General features: G+C 61.3%; 21 protein-coding genes. 8 read left to right on the top strand and 13 right to left on the bottom strand.

The window, feature by feature from the left end; genetic code table 11:
• Positions 1–60: 60 nt before the first annotated feature.
• A complete protein-coding gene (locus C6Y56_RS14825) occupies positions 61–1,371 on the bottom strand; it encodes an MFS transporter (RefSeq protein WP_169430529.1) in 1,311 nt (436 codons plus the stop codon).
• 171 nt (positions 1,372–1,542) lie between these two features.
• Between C6Y56_RS14825 and C6Y56_RS14820 the strand changes: the two genes are divergently transcribed.
• The 4 genes from C6Y56_RS14820 to C6Y56_RS14805 all read left to right on the top strand — a co-directional run bounded on the left by C6Y56_RS14820 (position 1,543) and on the right by C6Y56_RS14805 (position 6,974).
• Positions 1,543–2,667 (top strand): sugar diacid recognition domain-containing protein, encoded by a 1,125-nt coding sequence (locus C6Y56_RS14820; RefSeq protein ID WP_169430528.1) that lies wholly within the window; start codon positions 1,543–1,545, stop codon positions 2,665–2,667.
• 91 nt (positions 2,668–2,758) lie between these two features.
• Entirely contained in the window at positions 2,759–3,898 is a 1,140-nt protein-coding gene (locus C6Y56_RS14815) for a glycerate kinase (protein WP_169430527.1), read from the top strand.
• A gap of 221 nt (positions 3,899–4,119) precedes the next feature.
• Complete coding sequence (locus C6Y56_RS14810) at positions 4,120–5,745, top strand: methyl-accepting chemotaxis protein (protein ID WP_169430526.1); 1,626 nt, start codon at positions 4,120–4,122, stop codon at positions 5,743–5,745.
• A gap of 41 nt (positions 5,746–5,786) precedes the next feature.
• Positions 5,787–6,974: a pyridoxal phosphate-dependent aminotransferase gene (locus tag C6Y56_RS14805; RefSeq protein ID WP_169430525.1), complete on the top strand. Its 1,188-nt coding sequence runs from the start codon at positions 5,787–5,789 to the stop codon at positions 6,972–6,974.
• 123 nt (positions 6,975–7,097) lie between these two features.
• Here the strand turns inward: C6Y56_RS14805 and C6Y56_RS14800 are convergent, their stop codons facing one another.
• From C6Y56_RS14800 to C6Y56_RS14765, 8 genes are all read right to left on the bottom strand, one after another.
• Positions 7,098–8,075: a 2-hydroxyacid dehydrogenase gene (locus C6Y56_RS14800; protein ID WP_169430524.1), complete on the bottom strand. Its 978-nt coding sequence runs from the start codon at positions 8,073–8,075 to the stop codon at positions 7,098–7,100.
• A 21-nt stretch (positions 8,076–8,096) separates the two neighbouring features.
• Positions 8,097–9,395, bottom strand: a complete 1,299-nt coding sequence (locus C6Y56_RS14795) for an MFS transporter (protein ID WP_169430523.1) — start codon at positions 9,393–9,395, stop codon at positions 8,097–8,099.
• A 66-nt stretch (positions 9,396–9,461) separates the two neighbouring features.
• On the bottom strand, positions 9,462–10,481 hold the full coding sequence (locus tag C6Y56_RS14790; RefSeq protein WP_169430522.1) for a sugar kinase: 1,020 nt from the start codon (positions 10,479–10,481) through the stop codon (positions 9,462–9,464).
• On the bottom strand, positions 10,474–11,256 hold the full coding sequence (locus C6Y56_RS14785) for a sugar phosphate isomerase/epimerase family protein (protein ID WP_169430521.1): 783 nt from the start codon (positions 11,254–11,256) through the stop codon (positions 10,474–10,476). Before C6Y56_RS14785 ends, C6Y56_RS14790 begins: the two co-directional genes overlap by 8 nt.
• A gap of 105 nt (positions 11,257–11,361) precedes the next feature.
• Positions 11,362–12,390: a LacI family DNA-binding transcriptional regulator gene (locus tag C6Y56_RS14780; RefSeq protein ID WP_169430520.1), complete on the bottom strand. Its 1,029-nt coding sequence runs from the start codon at positions 12,388–12,390 to the stop codon at positions 11,362–11,364.
• A gap of 151 nt (positions 12,391–12,541) precedes the next feature.
• On the bottom strand, positions 12,542–13,183 hold the full coding sequence (locus C6Y56_RS14775; protein ID WP_169430519.1) for a DUF1345 domain-containing protein: 642 nt from the start codon (positions 13,181–13,183) through the stop codon (positions 12,542–12,544).
• Between the two features lie 78 nt (positions 13,184–13,261).
• Positions 13,262–16,360 carry an efflux RND transporter permease subunit gene (locus C6Y56_RS14770; protein ID WP_169430518.1) on the bottom strand — a complete coding sequence of 1,033 codons (3,099 nt, stop codon included), beginning with the start codon at positions 16,358–16,360 and terminating at the stop codon, positions 13,262–13,264.
• Between the two features lie 15 nt (positions 16,361–16,375).
• Positions 16,376–17,533, bottom strand: a complete 1,158-nt coding sequence (locus tag C6Y56_RS14765; RefSeq protein WP_102718708.1) for an efflux RND transporter periplasmic adaptor subunit — start codon at positions 17,531–17,533, stop codon at positions 16,376–16,378.
• A 203-nt stretch (positions 17,534–17,736) separates the two neighbouring features.
• Here C6Y56_RS14765 and C6Y56_RS14760 point away from each other — a divergent pair, with 203 nt between their 5' ends.
• The gene (locus C6Y56_RS14760) at positions 17,737–18,438 is read left to right on the top strand and encodes a response regulator transcription factor (RefSeq protein WP_065261627.1); all 702 of its coding nucleotides are present in this window, start codon (positions 17,737–17,739) and stop codon (positions 18,436–18,438) included.
• Between the two features lie 4 nt (positions 18,439–18,442).
• Positions 18,443–19,744 (top strand): ATP-binding protein, encoded by a 1,302-nt coding sequence (locus C6Y56_RS14755; protein ID WP_169430517.1) that lies wholly within the window; start codon positions 18,443–18,445, stop codon positions 19,742–19,744.
• 93 nt (positions 19,745–19,837) lie between these two features.
• On the opposite strand, the gene pncA is transcribed toward C6Y56_RS14755, so the two are convergent.
• A complete protein-coding gene (pncA, locus tag C6Y56_RS14750) occupies positions 19,838–20,464 on the bottom strand; it encodes a bifunctional nicotinamidase/pyrazinamidase (protein ID WP_169430516.1) in 627 nt (208 codons plus the stop codon).
• Positions 20,465–20,686: 222 nt separating this feature from the next.
• On the opposite strand from pncA, the gene C6Y56_RS14745 reads away from it, so the two are divergent.
• Positions 20,687–22,951: a hypothetical protein gene (locus tag C6Y56_RS14745; protein ID WP_169430515.1), complete on the top strand. Its 2,265-nt coding sequence runs from the start codon at positions 20,687–20,689 to the stop codon at positions 22,949–22,951.
• Here C6Y56_RS14745 and C6Y56_RS14740 read toward each other — a convergent pair.
• From C6Y56_RS14740 to C6Y56_RS14730, 3 genes are all read right to left on the bottom strand, one after another.
• Positions 22,935–23,690 (bottom strand): anti-sigma factor family protein, encoded by a 756-nt coding sequence (locus C6Y56_RS14740; RefSeq protein ID WP_169430514.1) that lies wholly within the window; start codon positions 23,688–23,690, stop codon positions 22,935–22,937. The genes C6Y56_RS14745 and C6Y56_RS14740 overlap by 17 nt on opposite strands.
• Positions 23,687–24,172, bottom strand: coding sequence for an RNA polymerase sigma factor (locus C6Y56_RS14735; RefSeq protein ID WP_169432649.1), 486 nt, complete (start codon positions 24,170–24,172; stop codon positions 23,687–23,689). Before C6Y56_RS14735 ends, C6Y56_RS14740 begins: the two co-directional genes overlap by 4 nt.
• Positions 24,173–24,234: 62 nt before the next feature.
• On the bottom strand, positions 24,235–24,768 hold the full coding sequence (locus tag C6Y56_RS14730) for a tetratricopeptide repeat protein (protein WP_169430513.1): 534 nt from the start codon (positions 24,766–24,768) through the stop codon (positions 24,235–24,237).
• 158 nt (positions 24,769–24,926) lie between these two features.
• On the opposite strand from C6Y56_RS14730, the gene C6Y56_RS14725 reads away from it, so the two are divergent.
• Positions 24,927–25,700: a class I SAM-dependent methyltransferase gene (locus C6Y56_RS14725; protein WP_169430512.1), complete on the top strand. Its 774-nt coding sequence runs from the start codon at positions 24,927–24,929 to the stop codon at positions 25,698–25,700.
• The last annotated feature ends 31 nt before the right edge of the window (positions 25,701–25,731 follow it).

Genomic DNA, 25,731 nt, shown 5'->3' with positions numbered 1-25,731 from the left:
ATCAACGAGCAACAATAAAAAACGGCCCGAATCGGGCCGTTTTTGTGTACCTGCCAATAATCAGGCCCGCAACGTCCGCGTCATCCGCAACGCCAGCAGGCTCCCGCCAACAATCACACCCGCCAGCAGGTACAACGCCGCATCCGTCGACCCGGTGCTGTCCTTGACCCAACCCACGAGGTAAGGGCTCAGGAACCCCGCCATCTGCCCCATCGAATTGATCAACGCCAACCCACCCGCCGCAGCGCCTGCACTCAGCATCGCCGTCGGCACGGGCCAGAACATCGGCAGACCGGTCAACGCGCCCATGGTCGCAATGGTCAGACCGAGAATCGCAATCGCCGGATTCGCCGCGAAGTTCACCGCGATCAGCAGACCAATCGCCCCCATCAACATTGGCACCACCAAATGCCAGCGACGCTCTTTACGCAAGTCCGCCGAACGACCCACCACCAGCATGAACACCGCCGCCAGTAGATACGGAATCGCACTCAACCAGCCAATCACCAGGTTGTCGCTGAAACCGAGGTTCTTGATGATCGACGGCAGCCAGAAGTTGATCGCGTACACGCCGCTCTGAATGCAGAAGTAGATCAGGCCGAAGGCCCAGATGGCTGGGTTCTTGAACACGGCGATCAGCGAGTCGGAAGTGGTTTTAGGTTTGTTCGCCAGGTCTTCCGCCTGATCGGCTTCCAGTACCGAACGCTCATGCGGGGTCAGCCACTTGGCGTTGGCGAAGTTGTCGCTGAGCAGGAAGTAGGCGAGTGCGCCGAGGATCACAGTCGGAATACCTTGCAGCAGGAACATCCACTGCCAACCGGCCAAACCGCCCTGGCCCGCAGCGAAGTGATTGAGGATCCAGCCGGAAAACGGGCTGCCCAGCAGGCCGGACACCGGGATCGCCGACATGAACAACGCCATGATCCGGCCACGGCGGAAGGTCGGGAACCACTGCGAGAGATAGAGCACAACGCCCGGGAAGAACCCGGCTTCAGCCGCGCCGGTGAACAGGCGCAGGGTGTAGAACTGGGTCGGTGTGGTGACAAACAGCAGGCAAGTCGACAGCGTGCCCCAGGTGATCATCATCAGCGCGATCCAGCGCCGTGGGCCGAACTTGGTCAGCGCGAGGTTGCTCGGTACGCCGCACAGCACGTAGCCGATGAAGAAGATACCGGCACCGAGGCCGTACACGGTTTCGCTGAATTTCAGCGCGTCGAGCATCTGCAGTTTGGCAAATCCAACGTTGACCCGGTCGAGGTAGTTGAACAGGTAGCAGATGAAGATGAAGGGGATCAAACGCAGGGTGATGCGTTTGTAGACGGCATTTTTATCGTCAGCGATGGTCTGGGCGGCAGCGGCGCTCTGCGACATGGCGGCTCTCTCTTTATTATGATTTTTTGCGATGCAAAGGGTAACGTTGATCGCCCTGAGAGTCTCGGTCACCTTTGGCCGGATTGTCTTTGTGCCTGAGCACAGGGTTTGCCGGCAGACCCTGTGCGGGTGAACAACCGTCCGCGCCTGTTTTCAAGGATTTCAGCCTTTATGTTCGAACTCGATCACGACCTCGCCCAGGACATCGTCGACCGGGCCATGGCCATTTTGCCGTACAACGTCAACGTCATGGACAGCCAGGGACTGATCCTCGGCAGCGGCGAGCCGGAGCGCATCAACACCCGTCACGAAGGTGCGCAATTGGTCCTGGCCAACGGGCGAGTGGTGGAGATCGACGCGCAGACGGCGGTGCATCTCAAAGGCGTGCAGCCGGGGATCAATCTGCCGCTGTTGCTCGATCAGCGCTTGATCGGTGTGCTCGGCATCACCGGCGAACCGGAGCAACTGCGCACTTACGCCGAGCTGGTGCGCATGACCGCCGAAATGCTGGTCGGCCAGCGCAACCAGCAATCCGAGCAGCAATGGCGGCGGCAGCGTTGCGATGACTTGCTGGCGCTGCTGCTGAGTGAGGCGGGGGATTCGCCAAGGCTGGTCGACGAGGCCCAGCAACTGGGCCTCAAACCGCAACTGACGCGGGTGCCGTACCTGTTTGAGCTAGGACTGGAGCACGGGCCGGGGCAAACCGTCGAGGCGCTGAGTGCCTGGCTGACGACACGCTATCCGGACAGTTGGTGCGTGAGTTCGGCCAAGTCGTCGCTGCTGTGGTGTCGGCCGGCGAGTCAGAACGTCGAGCATGATCGCTTGCTGGAAAAGCTCGATGGCCTGGGCTGGAACATCCTGCGCATTGCGGTCGGCGGGCAGGCCGATGGGCTGGCCGGGTTGCGTCGTTGCTATCGACGGGTCGGCGATCTGCTCGCCTATGGCCGCGAAGTGTTGCCGCATTCTCGACTGCTGACCCTCAACCGCTATCGCCTGCCGGTGATGCTCTGGCGCCATCGCAACGATGATGCGCTGGACGAATTGCTCAAACCATTGCGCAAGGTGATCGCCAAGGACAGCAACGGCCAGTTGCTCGCGACCCTGCGCAGTTGGTGCGATCACGACGGGCAGAGTCAGGCCTGCGCCGATGCGTTGGGGATTCACCGCAACAGCCTGCGTTACCGGATGGAGCGGATCGCCGAGTTGAGCGGGGTCGATCCGTTGAAACTGGACGGGATGCTGGCGTTGTATCTGGGTGTGCAATTGCTGCCACAGACCGACGATTTGTCGAAATGAACAATAAACGCCTGCACGACTTGTGCAGCGGACAGGCGTCAACGTGCGAGGCGACTGGCAGCATGAGGGGCATTGGAACTGGAGAATTCGCATGAAAATCGTCATCGCCCCCGATTCGTTCAAGGACAGCCTGAGTGCCCAAGGCGTTGCAGAAGCCATTGCGCTGGGCCTGGCGCAGGTCTGGCCGCAGGCGACGCTGGTCAAGTGCCCGATGGCCGACGGTGGCGAAGGCACGGTGGAGTCAATTCTCGCTGCGTGTGAAGGCGAACTGCGCCGTACCCGCGTGCGCGGCCCGTTGGGCGCGGCGGTCGATGCGGCGTGGGGCTGGCTGCCGCACAACCACACCGCAATCATTGAAATGGCCGAGGCCAGCGGCTTGCAACTGGTGCCGCCGGGGCAGCGCGATGCCTGCATCAGCAGCACGTTCGGCACCGGTGAACTGATCCGTGCAGCGCTGGATGCCGGCGCACAGCGGGTCATTCTGGCCATCGGCGGCAGCGCCACCAATGACGGCGGCGCCGGCGCGATGCAGGCGTTGGGCGTGAAATTGCTGGATGCTCAAGGGCAATCGCTGGTGCCGGGCGGTCTGGCGCTGGCGCAACTCGCACGACTGGACTTGAGCGAATTCGACCCGCGTCTGGCGCAAGTGCGTTTTGACATCGCCGCCGACGTCAACAATCCGCTGTGTGGCCCTCACGGCGCCTCGGCAATCTTCGGTCCGCAGAAGGGCGCATCTCCTGCGCAAGTGCAGCAACTGGATCAGGCCCTCGGCCACTTCGCCGAACTCTGCGCGCAAGCGCTGGGCAAGGATGTCCGCGATGAGCCGGGCAGCGGTGCCGCGGGTGGATTGGGCTTTGCTGCCAAGGCATTTCTCGGCGCACGGTTCCAGGCCGGTGTCGAAGTCGTCGCGGAACTGGTCGGACTGGCCGAGGCCGTGAAGGGCGCACATCTGGTCATCACCGGCGAAGGACGCTTCGATGCCCAGACCCTGCGCGGCAAAACCCCGTTCGGCGTCGCGCGGATCGCCAAGCAGCACGGCGTGCCGGTGATTGTCATTGCCGGCACGCTGGGCGAGGGTTATCAGGCACTCTACGAGCACGGTATCGACGCAGCATTCGCCGTCACCAGCGGCCCGATGACGCTGGAACAAGCCTGCGCCGAGGCGCCACGCCTGCTGCGCGAACGTGCCACAGACATTGCTCGCGTATGGCGTGTGGCAACTGCGGGCTGACCTGTCACCCATCATCTAAAACGTCGGGTGTTTCAATAGCGAAACACTCGCAATAATTAGAAAAATATTTGCTCTTTACCTGCAAAATCCCTCAAGCCTGGCCGATACAGAGATCAGGCGCGCACAAGACTTCCTGAAACAGTGACGCCGGACTGAAGCCCGCACAAGGGCCAGTGAAAGGGCATGGACGCTAGTAGTTTCAACTATCCGAGAGTCCTCCTATGTCCTTGCGTAATCTGAATATCGCGCCCCGTGCCTTCCTCGGTTTTGCCTTTATTGCCCTGCTGGTGATCGTGCTCGGCGTGTTCGCCGTCAACCGCATGTCGATCATCCGTCAGGCTTCCGTCGAGATGCAGACCAATCAGTTGCCCAGCGTCACTTATCTTGGTGTGATGACGGAGAACGTATTGCGTCTGCGGATTCTATCGTTCCGGGTTCTGGTCAACCGTGAAGCTGCAGGCCTGCAGGAAGCACAGACTCGCATCGGCGTGCTGGTGGACAAAGTGCGCAGCGCCCAGGCCGCTTACGCCGCGTTGCCCGCTGAGAGTGAAGAGCGTGCGCAATATCAGGCCTTCGCGACGACGCTGGACAACTATCTGCAAGCCCAGAACCAAATGATGGATTTGTCGCGTCAGGACAAGCTCGAAGAGATGCGCGCCCTGATCAACACGAAGATCAAGGACGGCACGGACCAGATGGGAGAGCAGCTCAACAAACTCATTGCGATCAATGCCGCTGGTGCTAAAGACGCTTCTATTCAGGCCGGTGAGCATTACGACGGTGCCATTACCGGCATCGTCATCGTGGCCGTCATCGCAGCAGTGGCCACGGTATTGCTGGCCTGGCTGCTGACCCGCAGCATCGTCACCCCGCTGAACCGCGCCGTCGCTGCGGCACAAACCATCGCCGGCGGCAACCTGACCAAAGTCATCGAAATCGACGGCAAGGACGAACCGGCGCGTCTGCTCGAGGCCCTGTCTGCCATGCAGGCCAACCTGCGCAAGACCATCGAGCAGATTGCCGGCTCCGCCACGCAACTGGGCGCCGCCGCCGAAGAACTCAACGCCGTGACCGAAGAAGCCTCCCGTGGCCTGCAACAGCAGAACAACGAAATCGAACAGGCCGCCACCGCCGTCAACGAAATGACCGCCGCGGTGGAAGAGGTGGCACGCAACGCGGTGTCGACCTCCGAAGCCTCGAACCAGTCGACCCACGCCGCCCGCGAAGGTCGCGATCAGGTGGTGAAAACCGTTGATGCGATCCAGACCATGACCCACGACGTACAAAACACCGCGCAGATGATCGAAGGCCTGGCCGCTCAGGGTCGCGACATCGGCAAGGTGCTGGACGTGATCCGCGCCATCGCCGAACAGACCAACCTGCTGGCACTCAACGCTGCCATCGAAGCGGCCCGTGCCGGTGAAGCCGGGCGTGGTTTCGCCGTGGTAGCGGACGAGGTTCGCGCCCTGGCCCATCGCACCGCGCAATCGACCCAGGAAATCGAAAAAATGGTCGCCGGCATCCAGAACGGCACCGGCGAAGCGGTCGAGTCGATGCAGCAGAGCAACCAACGCACCCAGACCACTCTGGAAATGGCTCGCGCCGCCGGCGTTGCACTGGAGCAGATCACCCAATCGATTCACCAGATCAACGAGCGCAACCTGGTCATCGCCAGCGCTTCGGAAGAGCAGGCGCAGGTGTCCCGCGAGGTCGACCGCAACCTGGTCAACATCCGCGACCTGGCCACGCAATCGGCCGCCGGGGCCAACCAGACCAGCGCCGCGACCCACGAACTGTCGCGCCTGGCGGTGGATTTGAATGCGATGGTGGCGCGGTTTGTGATTTGACCTAGGGTGTAGGCTGGAGACCGCGCAATCAGGAGACGTACATGCGCTATTCAGCCTTGACCCAACGAATCGCCGGGGAGGGAGCAGCGGCCTGGCGGATTCACGACCGAGCGCTGGAACTGCGCGCCGAAGGGGTCGATGTGTTGCTGCTGTCGGTGGGTGATCCGGATTTCGACACGCCGCTGCCGATCATCCACGGCGCCATCGACAGCCTGTTGGCGGGCGATACGCATTATTCCGAAGTGCGCGGCCGGCGGGAGCTGCGCACGTTGATCGCTGAGCGCCATCGACGCAACAGCGGCCAGGATGTCGATGCCGAGCATGTGATCGTGTTGCCCGGCGCACAATGCGCGGTGTATTCGGTGGCGCAATGCCTGCTTGATCCGGGCGATGAAGTGATCGTCGCCGAACCGATGTATGTGACTTATGAAGGTGTATTCGGTGCCTGTGGCGCAACCGTGGTGCCTGTTCCGGTTCGCCCTGAGAACGGTTTTCGCGTCGACCCGGTGGATGTCGCGGCGCGGATCACTCCGAAGACTCGGGCCATGTTGCTCAACAGCCCCAACAATCCTTCCGGCGCCAGTCTGTCGTTGCTGATCTGGCAGGCGCTTGCGGCGCTGTGCATTCGTCATGACTTGTGGCTGATCAGTGACGAGGTTTACAGCGAATTGTTATACGAAGGTGAGCACGTCAGCCCGGCGAGCCTGCCGGGCATGGCCGAGCGCACCGCGACCGTCAACAGCCTGTCAAAGTCCCACGCGATGACCGGTTGGCGGATCGGCTGGATGATCGGGCCAAAACCGTTGGCCGAGCATTTGGTGAATCTGTCGTTGAGCATGCTGTTCGGTCTGCCGGATTTCGTGCAGAAAGCGGCGCAGGTAGCGCTGGAGACAGACCTGCCGGAAGTGACGCTGATGCGCGAGGAATACCGGTTGCGTCGGGATCTGGTGTGCGAGCGGTTGCGCGGCTGTCCGGGGTTGTACCCGATCAAGCCGGATGGCGGGATGTTTGTGATGGTCGATGTGCGCCAGACCGGGATCGGGGCGCAGGATTTTGCAGAACGATTGCTGGAGGGGTATGGGGTTTCGGTGCTGGCCGGTGAAGCGTTCGGGCCCAGTGCGGCGGGGCATATTCGCATCGGGCTGGTGGTGGATCGGGTGAAGCTGGCGGATGCGTGTTCGCGGATTGCGCTGTGCGCTGCGCAGCTTTTGCAAGTGCGCAGCGCCTGAAGGTTCTGTGTTGTCTTTAATGGCCCCTTCGCGAGCAGGCTCGCTCCCACAGTGTACTGCGGTGTACACAAGACCTGTGGGAGCGAGCCTGCTCGCGAAGGGCCGGTACAAGCGCTGAAAGTTTCAGCTCTGCCAAGCTGATGAGTTCACCAGATTCACCGGCTTCTTCCCAGTTAACGCCGCCAACAGATTCTCCACCGCACACCGCGCCATCGCTTCGCGCGTTTCATGGGTCGCCGAACCCATGTGCGGCGTTGCCACCACATTATTCAGTTGCAACAACGGCGAGTCATGATTCAACGGCTCGCGCTCGAACACATCCAGCCCCGCCGCGCGAATCCGGTTATGGCGCAAGGTATCGATCATGGCCGTCTCGTCTACTACCTTGCCTCGGGAAATGTTGATGAAGATGCTTTCCGGGCGCATCAACGCAAACTGTTCGGCGCCAATCAAACCTTCAGTCTGCGCCGTCAGCGGCAACGTCAGACAGATGAAATCCGCCTGCTGCAGCAAGTCTTCAAGGCTGCGGTACTGCGCGTTGAAGCGTGCCTCGACCGCCGGTTTGCGCGACTGGCTGTGATAGATCACCGGCATCCCGAACCCGAAATGTCCACGCTGCGCCAACGCCTCGCCAATCCGCCCCATACCGATGATGCCCAGGGTCTTGCCGTGCACATCGGTGCCGAAATGCGCCGGGCCGATGCTGCGGTGCCAGTGACCGCCGCGCACCATGTTCGCCAGTTCCACCACTCGCCGGGCGGTGGCCAGGATCAGCGCGAAACCGGTGTCGGCAGTGGTTTCGGTGAGCACATCCGGGGTGTTGGTCAGCAGAATTCTGCGTCGGGTCAGGTAGTCGATGTCGTAGTTGTCGACGCCCACCGAGACGCTGGAAATCGCTTCGAGCTGCGGTGCCAGATCAAGCAATGCCGCATCCAGTTTCAGGCTCGCGCCGAGCAATCCGTGGGCGCCGGGCAGGGCGTCACGCAGTTTCATCAGGCCGTCGGCGTCGAGGCTGTCGATCAGCGTCACGTCGACCTGTTCCTCAAGGCGCGCCATCAGCGCCGCCGACAGTTTTTTGTACAGCACAACCTGCTTTTTCATCGCAGTCATCTCTCTATCAATTCAGGAATGGGCCGGCTGCGGACGCGGTGCGACGCGCTTGGCCGTCACCCGGTCGCTCGCGCCGGGCTTGAGAAAAATCGTCAGCACCACCGAGAGCATCAGTGCGCCGCTCATCAGCAGGTACGAAGCGCCGGGCGAACCGGTGGAGCTGTTGAGGTAACCGACCAGATACGAACCACCGAACGAACCGAGGGCGCCCATGCTGTTGATGAGTGCCATGGCGCCGCCAGCAACGTTGGCCGGCAGGATTTCCGGCACGATCGCGAAGAACGGCCCGTAAGGCGCGTACATGCAGGCGCCGGCAATCACCAGCAGCGTGTACGACCACCAGAAATGCTCGGCACCCAAGGCATACGAACCGTAGAACGCCACCGAGGCAATCAGCAGCGGCGGCCAGACGAAACGTTTGCGCTTTTGCAGTTTGTCCGAGCCCCAGGACACCAGCAGCATCCCGATCACCGCCGCCAGATACGGCAGGGCCGAGAGCCAGCCGGCCTCGATCATGTCCATTTGCGCGCCGGCCTTGAGAATCGACGGCAGCCACAACACGAAGCCGTAGACGCCAATGCTCCAGCAGAAAAACTGCAGCGCCAGAATGATCACCTTCGGCGAGCGGAAAGCTTCAGCGTAGTTCTTAACTGCTTTGATCCCGACCTGTTCGGCGGCGAGAGCGCTTTGCAGATCGTGCTTTTCCCGGTCGCTGAGCCACTTGGCCTGAGCCGGACGATCATCGGCCAGCTTCCACCAGATAAACGCCCAGAGCACCGCCGGCAAACCTTCGATGATGAACATCCAGCGCCAGCTGAAATGCTGCACCAGATACCCCGACACCACCGACATCCACAGCATCGTCACCGGGTTGCCGAGGATCAGGAAGGTGTTGGCCCGGGAGCGTTCGGCACGGGTGAACCAGTGACAGAGATAGACCAGCATCGCCGGCATCACCGCCGCTTCGACCACGCCGAGCATGAAACGGATGACGATCAGCCAATAGGCGTTGGAAACCACGCCGGTCAGCGTGGCGAGCCCGCCCCAGAGGATCAGGCTGACGAAGATCAGCTTCTTGACGCTGTGCTTCTGCGCGTAGATCGCGCCGGGCACCTGGAAGAAAAAGTAACCGAGGAAAAACAGCGCGCCGAGCAGCGAGGACAGGCCCGGCGTGATCATCAGGTCGGCGGCCATCCCGGAGGCGGCAGCGAATCCGTAGTTGGCGCGGTCCAGGTAAGCCAGGCTGTAGGTGATGAACACGATCGGCATGATGTACCACCAGCGGCGGGTGGCGAGGGTTACGGTTTTCATGGTCTTGCTCCTGAGCTTGTTGTTTTTGTCGCAGCAGGTTCAATTAATCGGTTGTTTGTACTGGCCCTATCGCGAGCAGGCTCGCTCCCACAAGGGGGCTGAGTTGGAACCCGATCCAGTGTGGGAGCGAGCCTGCTCGCGATTGACGGCCTCCAGTTCAGCCGAAAGTTCGGATCGGGTCGGCAAACCCTCCATGTCGCCACGGCTCTGCACCGCCCGGCTGCCAATCCAGTTGGCGCGTCTGACGGCTTCGGGAAAGCTCTGGTGCTCCAGCAGGGCACTGATCATCCCCACCGCAAATCCATCTCCGGCACCGACCGTATCGACCACGGTTTCGACCGGCACACCGGCAACAAACCCCTGATCCAGGTGCGTGCGGTAATACGCACCCTGCGGCCCGAGTTTGATCGCCACGGCTTCGGCACCCTGATCCAGATAAAACGCGGCGATGTCCGCCGGATCTTCAAACCCGGTGAGCAAGCGACCTTCGCTCAGCCCCGGCAACACCCAATGGGCGAGGGCGGCGAGGCGGTTGATTTCGGTGATCATCTCCCGTTCGCTGGCCCACAGGCTCGGGCGCAGGTTCGGGTCGAATGACACGCTGCGCCCGGTGTTGCGCATGCGGGTCATCAGTTCATGGGACATTTCCCGGGCCGACGCCGACAGCGCTGGCGGAATGCCGGTGGCGTGCAGATGTCGCGCGCCCAGCAGCGTCGGGGTGATCGACTTCGATGACAGATGACTGGCCGCCGAGCCGCGACGGAAGTACTCGACCGTCGGATCGCTGCCGTCATCGTTGCGCGACTTGAGCTGGAAACCGGTCGGGTGCGCGTTGTCCACTTCGACATGGCTGCAATCCAGACCTTCGCGGGCCAGGGTTTCGACGACAAATCGTCCCAGGGAATCGGCACCGACACGGCTCAGCCACGCAACGTTGAAACCCAACCGGGACAAACCGATGGCCACATTGCTGTCCGCCCCGGCAATCCGCCTGTGGAACTGATCGACGAATGCCAGATCACCGCTCTGTTCGGCAACAAACATGGCCATGGTTTCGCCGAACGACAGAATATCGATCTCAGACATGAGCAGGCTCCAGGCGGGATTGGCCGAGGCAGGCGAGGGCGGCAACGTGTTCGGTGGTCAATTGCACCAGGTCGTCGCCCTGCAACGGGTATTCGGCGGCGCGCATGACCCCTTGGGCCATGTGCCGCAGCAGTTGTTCCCACAGATGCAGGTCGGTGGCGGCCGGCGGAACCGCTACCAGTTTGCCGTCGGCGCGGCGGGCCACGGCTTTGCAATGCACGTAACCGACGTGGCGGCCCAGCAGTCGAGCGGCACTGGTGGCGGACTGGTCCTGCCACTGCCAGTTGCCGATGTCGAAGGTCATCTTGATTGGCAAGTTGTGTTGCTCGACGGCGGCGAAAAAGCGCTGGAACGGTTCGATGCGACCGCCGTGCAAGGTCTGATCGTTCTCCACCAGCAGTTGCACCGGGCTCTGCGCGAGGATTTGCCCCAGCGCCTGCAGATCGTTGTTGTCGGTGAAGAAACCAAGGGAAACCTTCAGCCACTTCGATCCGAACGCTTCAGCGTTTTGCAGTGCAGTGATGAGTTCGGGATTGGGCCGCGACTGGCCGGCCAGCCACAGTTCGGTGGGCGAGGAATAGATACTTTGCAGGCCTTCGGCTTGTGTGGCGGCGGCGAGTTGTTCGGGGACTTCGATGGTCAGCAGTTCTTCGCGCCATTCGATGCGATGGGCACCGGCAGCGGCCAACACCTCGATGAAAGAGCCTTGACCACGGCGGCGCACAAGGTCGGCGCCGTAGCTGGAAAGGCTGATGGAAACGGCGGGTTTATTCATTGTTATCTACCTCTGAAACCGGTTTCATTTTTGTTCAAAAAAAATCATCAAGTTGTGCATTGCTCTTTCGGGTCCCTTCGCGGGCTTGCCCGCGAAGAGGCCATGTCAGTCACCACAAAATCCACGGGTCGAACCGCGCTCAATGAGCAACGGTGCAAAATCCAGCGTCCGCGCCGCTTCATCATCCCCACGCAAGCGCTTGAGCAAGCATTCAAATGCCTGTGCCCCAATCTCGGCGGTTGGCTGGGCGAGGGCCGTAATCCCGCTGCCCACCAATGGATACCAATCCAGATCATCCAGCGCGATCAGCCCGACATCCTCGAACAAGCGGCAGCCGATCTCGCGCAAGGCCAGGGTGCAAGCCAGCGCCGCCACGCCATTGGCGCAGAACAGGGCTTTAGGGCCCGAATCAGGTGTGTTTAAAAAGGTTTGAAGGTCTTTGGCAAGACTCGGGCCGGTTTCCAGTACAGCGCCACGGATGTCCTCGCGCTGGCCAATCTGCTGCTGAAAACCGCTGACCCGCTCGACCCGCGAGCTGGTGCCGTCATAGGGTTCAGTCACCAGCAGTACATCGCGATAGCCGCGTTGCTGAAGATGTTCGAGCGCCATCTCGATGGCTTGCGGGTTATTCAGCCCGGCCATGTCGCTGTCGAGCCCATCGACCTTGCGATCCACCAGCACCAGCGGCATTTCCCGCTTCAGCTCATCCAGTTCATCCCGGTGGTGGCCCAAGGTGTTCACGATCAGCCCTTCGATGTTGTACGAGCGCAACAGCGCCAGATGCTGGCGTTCCTGCTCGTCATCGCGATCGGTGTTGCACACCACCAGGCTGTAACCGTGCCGGCGGCAGGCGGTTTCCACGCCGTGCATCACGGCAATCGAATAGGGGTTGCGAATATCGGCCACCAGCATGCCGATCAGGCGGGTGCGCCCGCGTTTCAGGCCTCGGGCCATTTGATTGGGACGGTAGCCGAGTTCGGCAATCGCCTGCTCGATGCGCTGGGCAATGGCATCGGAGAGCAGGGCGCGGTCATCGCCGATAAAGCGCGAGACGCTGGCCTTGGACACGCCAGCGTGTTCGGCGACGTCGAGCATGGTGACGCGGCTGCGCTGGGCGGCGGAGAAATCGTTCACGGTCTGAAACCTTGTTATTGGATTTGTCAGGTCAGATTATCTGTATCTGAAACCGGTTTCAGGAAACACCAGAAGCGATTGGATCGTCAAGTGAATGATCGGAGGAAAACCCTAAGTCACCGACAAGTGGCGCTCGAGGATGAGCTAGACATCAGCCGAACAGCCCGGCCGCAATGTTGATCGAGAACCCGAGAATGGCAGTGTTGAATACAAAGCCGATCAACGACTGTGCCAGCACGATCTTGCGTATTTCTCGGGTGGCCACGCCGACATCCGCCGTCTGCACAGCGACGCCGATGGTGAACGAGAAGTACAGAAAGTCCCAATAGTTGGGCGTTGTCAGGCCTTCGGCAAAACGCAGCGCCGGCTCCTTGCCGTCCCAGGTATAAAACAGCCTGGCGTAGTGGACACTGAAAATGACCCCGATCAGCAACCATGAGCCAATCACCGTCAACGCGGTAAAGCCGTAGTGCAGGAGCTTGTGGGAAGTTTGCAGATCCTTGCTGCCGACCAGTTCCAGGGTGATGGCCGCCAGACTGGCCAGCGCCGCGATACACACCACGAACAACACCAGTCCGGCGTTCTCGTCCTCGACTTCGGCGATGCGTCTGACGTCCGGTGCTTTCGCGCGAGCTGTCAGCCAGAACATCAGGAGCAGATAGGTCCAGACGCCGGCGTTCCAGCCAATGAGGGTTTTGCTGATGACGGAGTCGGCAGGGACCAGCAGGCCGACGGCAAGACCGAATAATGCGGCGGCGGAAAGGCGAGGGTGGGTGCGGGCGAGGAAGCGCATGGGAACTCGATGGGCCAGGGTGTGCAGACACCTTAGCCCAGCGCGGCGACCTGTGGCCACCGCGCCGGAACCGGTCAATCAATCAGGCTTGGCGAACCTGCGCACAAGCTTGATCACCACCACAAAGAATACCGGCACGAAAATCACCGCCAGCGTCGCCGTAATCATCCCGCCAATCACCCCGGTACCGATGGCTTGCTGGCTCGCCGAACTCGCGCCCGTGGCAATCGCCAGGGGTACCACGCCCAGAATGAACGCCAGCGAAGTCATCACAATCGGCCGCAACCGCAGACGCGCCGCTTGCAATGTGGCATCAATCAGATCGTGACCTTCGTCATACAGGCTTTTGGCAAACTCGATGATCAGGATCGCGTTTTTCGCCGACAGACCGATGATGGTGATCAGGCCGACCTTGAAGAACACATCGTTGGGCATCCCGCGCAAGGTCACCGCCAGCACCGCGCCGAGAACACCGAGCGGTACGACGAGCAGCACGGAAGTCGGAATCGACCAGCTCTCGTACAACGCCGCCAGACACAGGAACACGATCAACAGCGACAGCCCGAGCAGAATCGGTGCCTGACTGCCGGACAAACGTTCCTGCAGCGACAGCCCTGTCCATTCCTGCCCCAGGCCTTTCGGCCCTTGGGCAACCAGCCTTTCGATTTCCGCCATGGCTTCGCCGGTGCTGTGGCCGGGTTTTGGTTCGCCGGAAATCGAGATCGCCGGGTAGCCGTTGTAACGGGTCAGCTGCGCCGGGCCTTGAGTCCAGGTGGCCCGGACAAACGCCGACAGTGGCACCATTTTCCCGGCGTCGTTGCGCACGTGCATTTTCAGCAGGTCATCGACCTGACTGCGGCGATCGCCTTCAGCCTGCACGACCACCCGTTGCATCCGCCCCTGATTGGGGAAGTCGTTGACGTACGAAGAACCGATGGCGGTGGACAGCACGTTGCCGACGTCGGCGAACGAGATGCCCAGTGCGTTGGCCTGCTTGCGGTCCACTTCCAGCTGCACTTGCGGCGCTTCGGCCAGGGCACTTTCACGCACGTTCATCAGGATCGGGCTTTTTTCGGCGGCGTCCAGCAGTTGGGTGCGCGCTTCCATCAAGGTCGCATGACCGAGGCCGCCACGATCCTGCAGGCGGAACTCAAAGCCGCTGGACGTGCCGAGGCCATCCACCGGCGGCGGCAGTACGGCGAAGGCCACCGCGTCCTTGATCTGGCTCAGGGCAATGTTGGCGCGGTCGGCAATCGAGCTCGCCGAGTCGTCGCTACCACGCTGCGACCAGTCCTTGAGCGTAGTGAACGCCAGCGCGGCGTTCTGCCCGCTGCCAGAAAAACTGAATCCGAGAATCACCGTGCTGTCGCCCACGCCCGGTTCGCTGGCGTTGTGCGCTTCGATCTGCTCGACCACCTGCACTGTGCGGTTCTTGCTCGCACCGGGTGGCAGTTGAATGTCGGTGATGGTGTAACCCTGATCCTCGACCGGCAGGAACGAGGAGGGCAGGCGCGCAAAGCACAGGCCCAGACCCACCAGCAACACAACGTAGATCAGCAGATAACGACCGGTGCGTTTCAGCGCGTAGCCGACCCATCCCTGATAACGATCCGTCAGTTGCTCGAAGCGGCGGTTGAACCAGCCGAAGAAACCGGTTTTCTCGTGATGCTCACCCTTGGCAATCGGCTTGAGCAAAGTGGCGCACAGTGCCGGGGTCAAGGTCAGGGCGAGGAATGCCGAGAACAGGATCGAAGTCGCCATCGACAGCGAGAACTGGCGATAGATGACGCCCACCGAGCCCTGCATGAACGCCATCGGAATGAACACTGCCACCAGCACCAGCGTGATGCCGATGATCGCGCCGGTGATCTGGGTCATCGCCTTGCGTGTCGCCTCCTTGGGTGACAAGCCTTCGGTGGCCATGATCCGTTCGACGTTCTCCACCACTACGATGGCGTCGTCCACCAGAATGCCGATGGCCAGCACCATGCCGAACATGGTCAGCACGTTGATCGAGAAACCCAGCGCGAGCATGGTCGCGAAGGTGCCCATGAGCGCCACCGGCACCACCAGCGTCGGAATCAGGGTATAGCGGATGTTCTGCAGGAACAGGAACATCACCGCAAACACCAGCAACATCGCTTCGCCCAGGGTGTAGACCACTTTGGTGATCGAGACCTTCACGAACGGCGACGTGTCGTAGGGAATCTTGTATTCCACGCCCGCCGGGAAATAACGCGACAGTTCATCCATCTTCGCCCGGATCAAGGTCGCGGTGCTGAGGGCATTGGCGCCCGGCGACAGTTGCACGCCGACGGCGGTGGACGGCTTGCCGTTCAGGCGGGTGCCGAACTGGTATTCCTGGCTGCCGATCTCGACCCGAGCCACATCCTTGATGCGCACGGTGGAGCCGTCGGGGTTGGCCTTGAGCACGATATCGGCGAACTCTTCCGGCGTCGAAAGCTGACCCTTGACCAGAATCGTCGCGGTGATTTCCTGACTGCTCGGATTTGGCAAATCACCGATGCTGCCCGCCGAGACCTGAGCGTTCTGCGCGACGATGGCGGCGTTGACGTCCGCGGGCGTCAGATTGAAACCAATCAGCTTCTGCGGATCTACCCAGATCCGCATCGCCCGCTCGGCGCCGTACAACTGGGCCTTGCCGACGCCGTCGATGCGCTTGATCTCGTTCATCACGTTGCGCGCCAGGTAATCGCTGAGCGCCACGTCGTCGAGCTTGCCGTCGCTGGAGGTCAGGGTGATGAGCAGCAGGAAACCGGCGGAGACTTTCTCCACCTGCAAACCTTGCTGGTTCACCGCTTGCGGCAGGCGCGACTCGACCACCTTGAGGCGGTTCTGCACGTCGACCTGGGCCAGCTCCGGGTTGGTGCCTGGTTGGAACGTCGCCTTGATCGTGGCGCTGCCGAGGCTGCTTTGCGATTCGAAATACAGCAGGTGATCGGCGCCGTTGAGTTCTTCCTCGATCAGGCTGACGACGCTCTCATCGACGGTCTGCGCCGAGGCGCCCGGGTACACGGCATAGATTTCGATCTGCGGCGGCGCGACGTCGGGGTATTGAGCCACCGGCAATTGCGGGATGGCCAGCGCACCGGCCAACAGGATGAACAACGCGACGACCCAGGCGAACACCGGGCGGTCGATAAAGAACTGCGGCATAGAAGAGCGTCCTGCTTACTGACCAGAGGTCTGGGCAAGTGGAAGAGGGGTGTCGTCGATCTGCACCACTTCGCCCGGACGGGCGTGTTGCAGGCCTTCGATGACAATGCGGTCGCCGGGCTTGAGGCCGCCGGTGACGATCCAGCGGTCGTTCTGTACCGCGCCGAGCTGCACTGGCTGCTGCGCGACGCGCATCTGGTCGTCGACCGTCAGGACCTGCGCCACACCGGCGCTGTCACGTTGTACCGCGCGCTGCGGCACGGTCAGGCCATGCTGGATCACGCCTTGCTCCAGACGCACGCGAACGTAGCTGCCGGGCAACAGATCGAGGTCCGGGTTGGGGAATTCGCTGCGCAGGATGATCTGCCCGGTGCCCGGATCGACCGTGATGTCACTGAACAGCAGTTTGCCCGGCAGCGGATAGAGGCTGCCGTCGTCCTGGATCAACGTGGCCTTGACCTGATCCTGGCCGACCTGCTGCAACTGACCGGAACGGAACGCCCGGCGCAGCTCATTCAATTCACGGGTCGACTGGGTGAGGTCGGCGTGGATCGGGTTCAACTGCTGGATCAGCGCCATGGGCGTGGTTTCGTTCTGGCCGACCAGTGCGCCTTCAGTCACCAGGGCACGCCCGACGCGCCCGGAGATCGGCGCGGTGACGGTGGCGTAACCGAGATTCAGTTTGGCGCGCTCGACGGCAGCCTTGTTGGCGGCCACGTCGGCGGCGGTCTGCCGGGCGTTGGCGCGGGCGTTGTCGTAGTCCTGAGCGCTGATGGCCTTGTCGTCGATCAACTGGGCGTAGCGCTGCTCCTGCAACTTCGCCTGGAACGCGTTGGCCTCGGCCTTGCGCAGGGCCGCTTCGGCGCTATCGAGGTCAGCCTTGAACGGTGCCGGATCGATGCGGAACAGCACGTCGCCTTTTTTCACGTCGCTGCCTTCGCGGTAGGTGCGTTGCAGCACCACGCCGGCGACCCGGGCGCGGACTTCGGCGATGCGCGGGGCGGCAATCCGCCCGCTCAGTTCGCTGCTGATCGACAGGGGGCGCGCCTCAAGGGTTTCGATCCGCACGGTGGCCGGCGGCGCCTGTTCCTCGGCGTTCGAGGATTTATCACAGGCACTCAGCGTCAGCGCTAATGCGATCAGGCCGAGCCCGGCCAGCAGATTCTTCGACATGTACAACCCCCAATATTGATCTGCGCATCCTACGGACAGTCGCAGAGGGTAGCGGTGAAGCTTTGTAGGTGCTGTGTGAAATTGTGTAAGGGTTTTGCTCAGGGACGAGTGAGGGCGTATATCCTTTACGCCTTGAAATTTATTGCGACAGATATGCCGCCTTCGCGGGCAAGCCAGTCGCCACAGCACTTTCTGGATCATCAATGCCCAACATCCTCCTGGTCGAAGACGACACCGCCCTCGCCGAACTGATCTCCAGCTATCTCGAGCGCAACGGCTATTCCGTCAGCGTGATCGGCCGAGGCGACCATGTGCGCGAACGGGCGCGGCTCAATCCGCCGGACCTGGTGATTCTCGACCTGATGCTGCCGGGCCTCGACGGCTTGCAGGTCTGTCGCCTGCTGCGCGCAGACTCGGCGACGCTGCCGATTTTGATGCTGACCGCCCGCGACGACAGCCACGATCAGGTGCTGGGCCTGGAAATGGGCGCCGACGATTACGTGACCAAACCCTGCGAACCACGGGTTTTGCTGGCGCGGGTACGCACCTTGCTGCGTCGCAGCAGCCTCGGCGAGCCGATGACCGCCAACGACCGCATCCTGATGGGCAACCTGTGCATCGACCTGTCGGAGCGCACGGTGACCTGGCGCGATCAGCCGGTTGAACTGTCCAGCGGCGAATACAACCTGCTGGTGGTGCTGGCCCGTCATGCCGGTGAAGTGCTGAGTCGCGACCAGATTCTGCAACGCCTGCGCGGCATAGAGTTCAACGGCACCGACCGCTCGGTGGATGTGGCGATTTCCAAGCTGCGACGCAAGTTCGACGACCACGCGGGCGAAGCGCGCAAGATCAAGACCGTGTGGGGCAAGGGTTATCTGTTCAGCCGTTCCGAGTGGGAATGCTGATTCGATGTTCAGAATCCTGTTTCGCCTCTATCTGGTGACGATCGTTTCCTACAGCGCGGCGATCTATCTGGTGCCGGATCTGGTGGTGATGGCGTTCAAGCAGCGGTTCGTCACCTACAACCTCGATTATTCCCGTGGCCTGCAATCGCTGATCACCAAGCAGTTTCGCGCCGTGCCGCAGGATCAGTGGCCGGCGGTTGCGGCGTCGATGGACAAGGATTTCCAGCCGCTGCACATCGTCCTCGCCCGTATCGATAACGCCGATTTCACCCCGATCGAACAAGAGCGCCTGCGTCGTGGCGAAAACGTGGTGCGCATCGGCGACTGGGGCTGGCGTACGCTGGCGGTGACGCCGCTGAACGACCAGGTGGCCGTGCAAATGGTGGTCCCGCCGGATCCGATGGACGTGAACCTGTTGTACTGGAGCATCAACGTGCTGATCGGCGCGAGTCTGCTGGCGTGCCTGTTGCTCTGGTTTCGTCCGCACTGGCGCGACCTGGAACGCCTCAAGGGCACGGCCGAACGTTTCGGCAAGGGCCATTTGAGCGAGCGCACGCAGATTGGCCCGAGCTCCAACATCGGCAGCCTGGCCAACGTGTTCGACACCATGGCCGGCGACATCGAAAACCTGCTCAACCAGCAGCGGGACTTGCTCAACGCCGTGTCCCACGAATTGCGCACGCCGCTGACCCGCCTGGACTTCGGCCTGGCGCTGGCGCTGTCCGATGACTTGCCGCAAGCCAGCCGCGAACGCCTGCAAGGGCTGGTCGCGCACATCCGCGAACTGGATGAGCTGGTGCTGGAGTTGCTGTCCTACAGCCGCCTGCAGAATCCGGCGAAGTTGCCGGAGCAGGTCGAAGTGTCGCTGGACGAGTTCATCGACAGCATTCTGGGCAGCGTCGACGAAGAGCTGGAATCACCGGAAATCGTCATCGATGTGCTGCTGCATAATCAGCTGGAACGTTTTTCCCTTGATCCACGCCTGACCGCCCGTGCAATTCAGAACCTGTTGCGTAACGCCATGCGTTACTGCGAAAAGCGCATTCAGATCGGTGTGCAGGTTTGCCCGAAGGGCTGTGAGATCTGGGTGGATGACGACGGGATCGGCATTCCGGAAGACGAGCGGGAGCGGATATTCGAGCCATTCTATCGGCTGGATCGCAGCCGGGATCGGGCGACCGGCGGGTTTGGACTGGGGTTGGCAATCAGCCGTCGGGCGCTGGAAGCCCAGGGCGGGACGTTGACGGTGGAAGGTTCGCCGTTGGGCGGGGCGCGGTTCAGGCTGTGGCTACCAACCCCCGTTTAGCGCTCGTTGATGATCGTTCCCACGCAAAAGGTTCGAGGCCTCGACGTGGGAACGATTAGTGCACAGCGATCAGCGTGAGATAACAGGCGTCAGTCAAAGCAGTTCAGTGGAATGGATCAGGCCGACCCCCGCCACTTGCATCCGCTCGATCGCCGCCGTCAGCGAGCCGTTCAGATCAATCGCCCGGCATGCATCCAGCACCACAAACGCATTGAACCCCGCGGCCCGTGCATCCAGCGCGGAGAACATCACGCAGAAATCCAGCGCCAGGCCGACCATGTACACCGTGTCGATGCCGCGCTCCTTCAGATAACCCGCCAGACCTGTGGTTGTGACGCGGTCCGCTTCCAGAAACGCCGAATAGCTGTCGATGTCCGGGTTGCAGCCCTTGCGGATGATCAGTTGCGCATGGGGCAGGTTCAATTCCGGGTGGAGTTCGGCACCCCGGGTGGCCTGCACGCAATGATCCGGCCACAGGGTCTGTTCGCCGTAGGGCAGTTGAATCACGTCGTAGGGCTTGTGGCCGGGGTGACTGGAGGCGAACGACGCATGGCCGGCAGGGTGCCAGTCCTGTGCGATCACGACCTGTTTGAACTGGCGGGCGAGATCGTTGACCAACGGCACTATCCGATCTCCCTCGGGCACCGGCAATTGGCCGCCGGGAATGAAGTCGTTCTGTACATCGATGACCAGCAATGCACTACGAGGCGTGATAGACATCGGTAATCCTTACTTGGAAAGTCACTGGTCCAGCATAGTACAGCCTGCCTCGTGCGCCTGATCGGGCGAGCGCAATTCAACAGCAATTCTTGATCATTTTCTTCGAGAAAACACCTGTCAGATATGACAGTTGTGGCCTTCGCTGCATGGGTATCTGATGGCAGGCAACGCGATCCTGCAGTGATCAATCCCTTTCGATCCGCTGGCAAAGGACTGAAGACGATGGCCGTCCCTACACTCGTTCAACCTCGTATTCCCGGTATGAAACAACCGGTGTCCGCGCCGCAACCGGTCGATGCCGGACTGCCGTTGGCGCTGACTTATCTCTATCCCGAGGGGGTCAAGGTTTTCATCGAGCCTTCGGCGGGTATGGTTGCGGATGACAGGCTTGTCTTACGACTTGACGGTGTTGTAGTGGCAACTAAACCGATTCCCGTCGGAGAGGAAAACCAACGAGCGGACCTGTATGTTCCGGTGAAATTTTTGAAGGTCGGGCTTAACACGCTGGACTACAGCCTGGAACGAGGCGGCGTCGAGATTGAAACTTCATACCCGTTGCAGGTCTGGTTCCATGACAAACGTCCGGGGCTGGTGGATCGTTTTCCCGAGAAGGAGGGGCATTCGGAGCTGAAGCTGAAAGTCGAGCAAGTGGTCCTCGATGAAGGCGTCAATCCCGAACGGGCACGGGAAGGCGTTGCTGTCACGCTTTCCTATCCGCTGATGAGAGCTTTCGACAAAGTGCAACTTGATTGCAACGGCGTGATCCTGACGCGGCTTGTGACCCAGGCCGACGTCGATAGCGGAGAGCCTTTGGTGATCAGGATCCAGGAAGCGACGTTCATCGAAGCGGGCGACGCGGCGGATTTTCCGTTGAAGTACACGGTGACCGATTGTGTTGGCAACGGTCCGGACACCGACAATCCGTACTCGGTCGCATTGCCTTTGTACGTCAATCTTTTGGGGCAATGGTACGACCCGCCGATTGTCAGTGAAGACCCTGCCGACGCCGAAGATGACCCCGATACGATCGACCTCGACAAGCTTGCCGGCGGGCCCGCGACTGCGCAGGTGTACGTGTCACGCGACTGGATGAAAGGTGACGACATTCACCTGTACTGCCGCTTTCAGGATGCGATCGGTGACGTGCAGTCATTGACGTTGGTCGAGACGGTCAAGAACATTCCGTTCATGTACACGTTCTCGGTACCGAACAATTATCTCACTGCCGCCGCGGACGGCACGGCTAAATTCCGGTATACCCGGGTAAGTGGTGGTGTACCGCTGGATCGTTCCGAGACGTTGACCGTCCGCATCATTGGCGGCGCCACCAGTGATCTGTTGCCTCCAACCCTCGTCGGGACTGGCGATCAGTTTGATCCATTGGACTTTCCCGAGGGTCTGACCGTTCGTGTCGAGCACCTTGAGGCCCAGGACGGCGATCAGGCTCGTCTGCTGGTCAAAGGGGCTCCAGGGCTTGGCTCACCGGTGTTCAAGGCGGTCAACTTCAACAAGAATCACCGTGCCAATTTTGTACTCAGGCCTGAAGTGCTTGCGGCCAATCACGGCCGAACGATGACACTGGGTTGGGAGTTGCTGCAGGCAGGAGGCTCGCAGCCATCGGGCGAGCGGGAGGTCACCGTCCACAGGATCGAAGACGCCGATCGGCGCTTGCCAACCCCGGGGTTGCCACAGGCTCTGGATGAAGTGCTCGAACTGGGCGCATTCAAAGGGCACGCTCAGGCAACCTGCAAACCGTGGCCAGGGATGGCTGTGGGGCAGTTACGCTGGTTTCGTCTATGCGGTGTCGGACACGATGACAAGGACCATGAGATCACGATTGCCAACGGCGCTCCGGTCACGGAGCCAGAAACAAAGGCCGGTCTGGACAATGCGCTGATGCGGGATCTATTGCTGAAATTCAAGCCGGAAACCAAGGTGGTCCTGGAGCTGAAGGTGGCATTTGACGGTCATCACGACGAGCGCTCCGCCGTGGTTTTCAAAACCCGCGAGTATAAGGTTCTGAACCTGCCGGCCATGGTATTGGAGGACTTCACGCAGGCACCCGCGCAAGTGGTGACGAAGGGGGGCATCATGGAAACCGCCAACCTGCTTATCAATTTTGTGTCGGGTAGTGGCGAGTGCGCGATCATGCCACGTGCCGATATCGGCCAATCGTTCGCCGGGCGGGTTGAAGGACAGGTGTTGAGTATCGGTCGCGACAGTAATACTCCGGAGCCGGTGATCGTCGAGCTGGAGTTGAAAGATGCCTGTTCCTGCGCCAGTTTCTGGCATTTAAGCAGTAACTATGAAGACAGTTTCGTGGAGTATCTGTCTGCGCACGGAACCCTGCTTGCAAGCAAGTCTCTCGGCACGTCCTACAGCACGCCACAAAGCGTCTTGCATGAGGCATCGGGGATAAAGTTCATCCGGATTGTCTGTCCGAAGGCAGACTGGTTCTCCCTCGACACGATCAAAGTTGAATATTGATCAGGGTTCGGGCGAAACCATGAAGCTCGGATGTCGGGTTGTATCCGATCAACATCCATGCATGTTCGTGAACGGTCCAGTACACCACATTCATTTTGTGTCGACGCTCCTGCTCCACGGGAAGACTGCCACTGTTCGAGCGCGTCACGCATAGCGCAAGCGGGCCGTATCTGGCGTCCTGATAAACGATTTGCGCAATGGGTACGCCGTCGTATTCGAGTATTTGTGCACGCTTGAACACGGCGCCGGGCAATTTCAGTTTCGCGGGCGACAGGCTCACGCCCAGGCGCGCATCGACGGTTCGCAACTGCGCCAGTTGCGAGGCTTCATCGGTGGGCAAGTGTTCGAGAGTCTGCGGCACGTACAACGCCATGTAATCGCCCACCAGTTCGCGCCAGTTGTGCGATTGCTGCGCTTGCCAGGCCAGGAACAAGCGGTCCGCCGCGACACCTGCGAGCGCCACGCCCGCTGCCGCTGCGCCGATGAACCAGCGTCGGCTGAAACCCGGCTTCTGCGGTGACGGCGCGGCATCGAGGCGGGCCTGCAAGCGATCGAGCGGCGCCTGTTGCGCCAGTTCGTCATAGGCGGTCTTGAACGGCAGGTTGCTGCGGCTCAGCCATTGCACCCGTAGGCTCAGGAGCGGATCGTCGGCGATGAGACTGTCGAGGTGGCTGCGCTGTTCGCGGTCCAGTTCATCGTCCAGATACGCCACCAGTTGCTCGTCGGAAGGCGTATTCATTGCCGGTCTCCTGCGGGGGTGTTCAGTACCGCTTGCAGCGGCGGGTATTCGGCCAGTTTCAGGCGTGCGGTGGCCAGGCGGCTCATGACCGTGCCGATCGGTACTTGCAGAATCTCGGCGACTTCGCGGTAGGACAGGCCCTCGACGTACGCCAGATAAACCGTCTCGCGCTGGGTTTCGGGCAACGCATCGACCCGGCGGATCACCTGCGCCGCCATGACGTGGGTCTGCGCGGCGTATTCGCCATCGAATGTCAGCTGGCTGTCGGCGTCTGCCACGCCCTGGCCCTGGCGCACCCGGCGGGCGCGCACTTCGTTGAGCCAGATCGAATGCAGGATACTCAGCAGCCAGCGATCCATGCGCGTGCCGGCCACGTACTGGCCGGCACGCTCCAGTGCCCGCACGCAGGTGGCTTGCACCAGATCCTCGGCCACGTGCCGATTGCGCGACAGCAGCAAGCCGTAACGCCACAGGCGCGCCAGGTGTTGCCCGAGTTCGGCTCTGAAGGCCTGATCGCTGAAAATGTTCGCCTCCGCGTGTCGTGTCAGGTTTTCGATGAATCGTTGATGGCTTCGGCCAGGTCTCGGTATTCCTCGCAGGTTGTGCCGCAAATCTTCTGGATGTGCTGCAACTGTTCCTGCGCCAGATCGACGCGACCCTTGATGACATAAGCCTCGCCCAGGTACTCGCGGACTTGCGCGTACTGCGGATCAAGCCTCACCGATTGCAGGTAATAGCCGATGCCTTCGTCGGTGCGCCCCAGTTTGCGCGTGGCATAACCGCGATAGTTGAGGGCCTTGGCGGTGTTCGGTTGTTCCAGCGTATCGAGCAGGGCCAGGGCTTCTTCATAACGGCCGGCCTTGGCCAGACGGTAGGCGTAATCGGTCCGGTCGGCGTCGGGCACCAGATGGCTGGTCTGCATCACGCACTTCTGCGTTTTGGTGTCGAACACCTGGCCTTTGGGGCAGTTGGGTTTCTGAACGGGCGCCTCTTCATCGCCATTGGCGAAGGCGAGGGGGCTCACGAAAACGGCGGCCACCAGCAACGGGGCGGCGAACATAACGGAACGGATAGTCATGGGCAAGGCTCCACAGGGGGTCATGTTTCACTTTGAACACCGCAGGGTGAACATTTATTCATTGCTTTGTCAGGCTTTGTTAAAGGAAAGCCCTTTTTCCGGCGCTATGCTGGTCAGCGTTCGTCGTCGATCTGCAGTTCTACCATGGGAGTTTGGCCATGAAAGATCAGGTTCACCATTCGGCCGCCAGCGGCTACAAAACCGCCGCCGACACCTACGTCAAAGGCCGGCCCGACTATCCGCCTGCCGTTACCGAATGGCTGACGGGCACACTGGGCCTCGATGGCCACAAGACCGTTATCGACCTCGGCGCCGGCACCGGCAAGTTCACCGGACGATTGGTGGCGACCGGTGCTCAGGTGATTGCCGTTGAGCCGGTGGCGCAGATGCTGGAGAAGCTGTCGCTGGCCTGGCCGCAGGTGTTGGCCGTCAGCGGTACGGCAAGGGATTTGCCGCTGCCCGATGCCTCGGTGGATGCCGTCGTCTGCGCGCAGGCCTTTCACTGGTTCGCCAGCACCGAGGCGCTGGATGAAATCGCCCGGGTGCTCAAGCCGGGCGGCAAACTGGGCCTGATCTGGAACCTGCGCGACACCCGGATCGACTGGGTGCCCAAGCTGGACGCCATCGTCAATGCGTTGGAAGGCGACACGCCGCGCTTCTACACCGGCGAATGGCGCAAGGCCTTTCCACACCCGGCGTTCGGGCCGTTGCAGGCTCAGCACTTTCAGCATGGTCATACCGGCTCGCCGGAAGATGTGATTTTCAACCGGGTGCGATCCACCAGTTTCATTGCCGCGTTGAACGATCAACAGCGCGCGAAGATCGACGAGCAGATTGCTCAACTGATTGCCGGCGAGCCGCAGCTGCGGGGCAGGGAGGTGGTGACGGTGCCTTACGAGACCGCCGCTTTCGTCGCGGTGAAGAACGGCTAAAGTCCCGCATTTGGCCGAACCGCCGTGCTGA

Source organism: Pseudomonas fluorescens (genome assembly GCF_012974785.1).
GTDB classification, from domain to species: domain Bacteria; phylum Pseudomonadota; class Gammaproteobacteria; order Pseudomonadales; family Pseudomonadaceae; genus Aquipseudomonas; species Aquipseudomonas fluorescens_BT.
Note: the sequence above shows the minus strand (reverse complement) of the source record. Positions and strands in the feature narration are given on the sequence as shown.

What these genes read in the sequence shown, in the direction of transcription:
- C6Y56_RS14825 (WP_169430529.1), bottom strand. Translation starts at nt 1,371, where the DNA reads ATGTCGCAGAGCGCCGCTGCCGCCCAGACCATCGCTGACGATAAAAAT.
- C6Y56_RS14820 (WP_169430528.1), top strand. Translation starts at nt 1,543, where the DNA reads ATGTTCGAACTCGATCACGACCTCGCCCAGGACATCGTCGACCGGGCC.
- C6Y56_RS14815 (WP_169430527.1), top strand. Translation starts at nt 2,759, where the DNA reads ATGAAAATCGTCATCGCCCCCGATTCGTTCAAGGACAGCCTGAGTGCC.
- C6Y56_RS14810 (WP_169430526.1), top strand. Translation starts at nt 4,120, where the DNA reads ATGTCCTTGCGTAATCTGAATATCGCGCCCCGTGCCTTCCTCGGTTTT.
- C6Y56_RS14805 (WP_169430525.1), top strand. Translation starts at nt 5,787, where the DNA reads ATGCGCTATTCAGCCTTGACCCAACGAATCGCCGGGGAGGGAGCAGCG.
- C6Y56_RS14800 (WP_169430524.1), bottom strand. Translation starts at nt 8,075, where the DNA reads ATGAAAAAGCAGGTTGTGCTGTACAAAAAACTGTCGGCGGCGCTGATG.
- C6Y56_RS14795 (WP_169430523.1), bottom strand. Translation starts at nt 9,395, where the DNA reads ATGAAAACCGTAACCCTCGCCACCCGCCGCTGGTGGTACATCATGCCG.
- C6Y56_RS14790 (WP_169430522.1), bottom strand. Translation starts at nt 10,481, where the DNA reads ATGTCTGAGATCGATATTCTGTCGTTCGGCGAAACCATGGCCATGTTT.
- C6Y56_RS14785 (WP_169430521.1), bottom strand. Translation starts at nt 11,256, where the DNA reads ATGAATAAACCCGCCGTTTCCATCAGCCTTTCCAGCTACGGCGCCGAC.
- C6Y56_RS14775 (WP_169430519.1), bottom strand. Translation starts at nt 13,183, where the DNA reads ATGCGCTTCCTCGCCCGCACCCACCCTCGCCTTTCCGCCGCCGCATTA.
- C6Y56_RS14770 (WP_169430518.1), bottom strand. Translation starts at nt 16,360, where the DNA reads ATGCCGCAGTTCTTTATCGACCGCCCGGTGTTCGCCTGGGTCGTCGCG.
- C6Y56_RS14765 (WP_102718708.1), bottom strand. Translation starts at nt 17,533, where the DNA reads ATGTCGAAGAATCTGCTGGCCGGGCTCGGCCTGATCGCATTAGCGCTG.
- C6Y56_RS14760 (WP_065261627.1), top strand. Translation starts at nt 17,737, where the DNA reads ATGCCCAACATCCTCCTGGTCGAAGACGACACCGCCCTCGCCGAACTG.
- C6Y56_RS14755 (WP_169430517.1), top strand. Translation starts at nt 18,443, where the DNA reads ATGTTCAGAATCCTGTTTCGCCTCTATCTGGTGACGATCGTTTCCTAC.
- pncA (WP_169430516.1), bottom strand. Translation starts at nt 20,464, where the DNA reads ATGTCTATCACGCCTCGTAGTGCATTGCTGGTCATCGATGTACAGAAC.
- C6Y56_RS14745 (WP_169430515.1), top strand. Translation starts at nt 20,687, where the DNA reads ATGGCCGTCCCTACACTCGTTCAACCTCGTATTCCCGGTATGAAACAA.
- C6Y56_RS14740 (WP_169430514.1), bottom strand. Translation starts at nt 23,690, where the DNA reads ATGAATACGCCTTCCGACGAGCAACTGGTGGCGTATCTGGACGATGAA.
- C6Y56_RS14730 (WP_169430513.1), bottom strand. Translation starts at nt 24,768, where the DNA reads ATGACTATCCGTTCCGTTATGTTCGCCGCCCCGTTGCTGGTGGCCGCC.
- C6Y56_RS14725 (WP_169430512.1), top strand. Translation starts at nt 24,927, where the DNA reads ATGAAAGATCAGGTTCACCATTCGGCCGCCAGCGGCTACAAAACCGCC.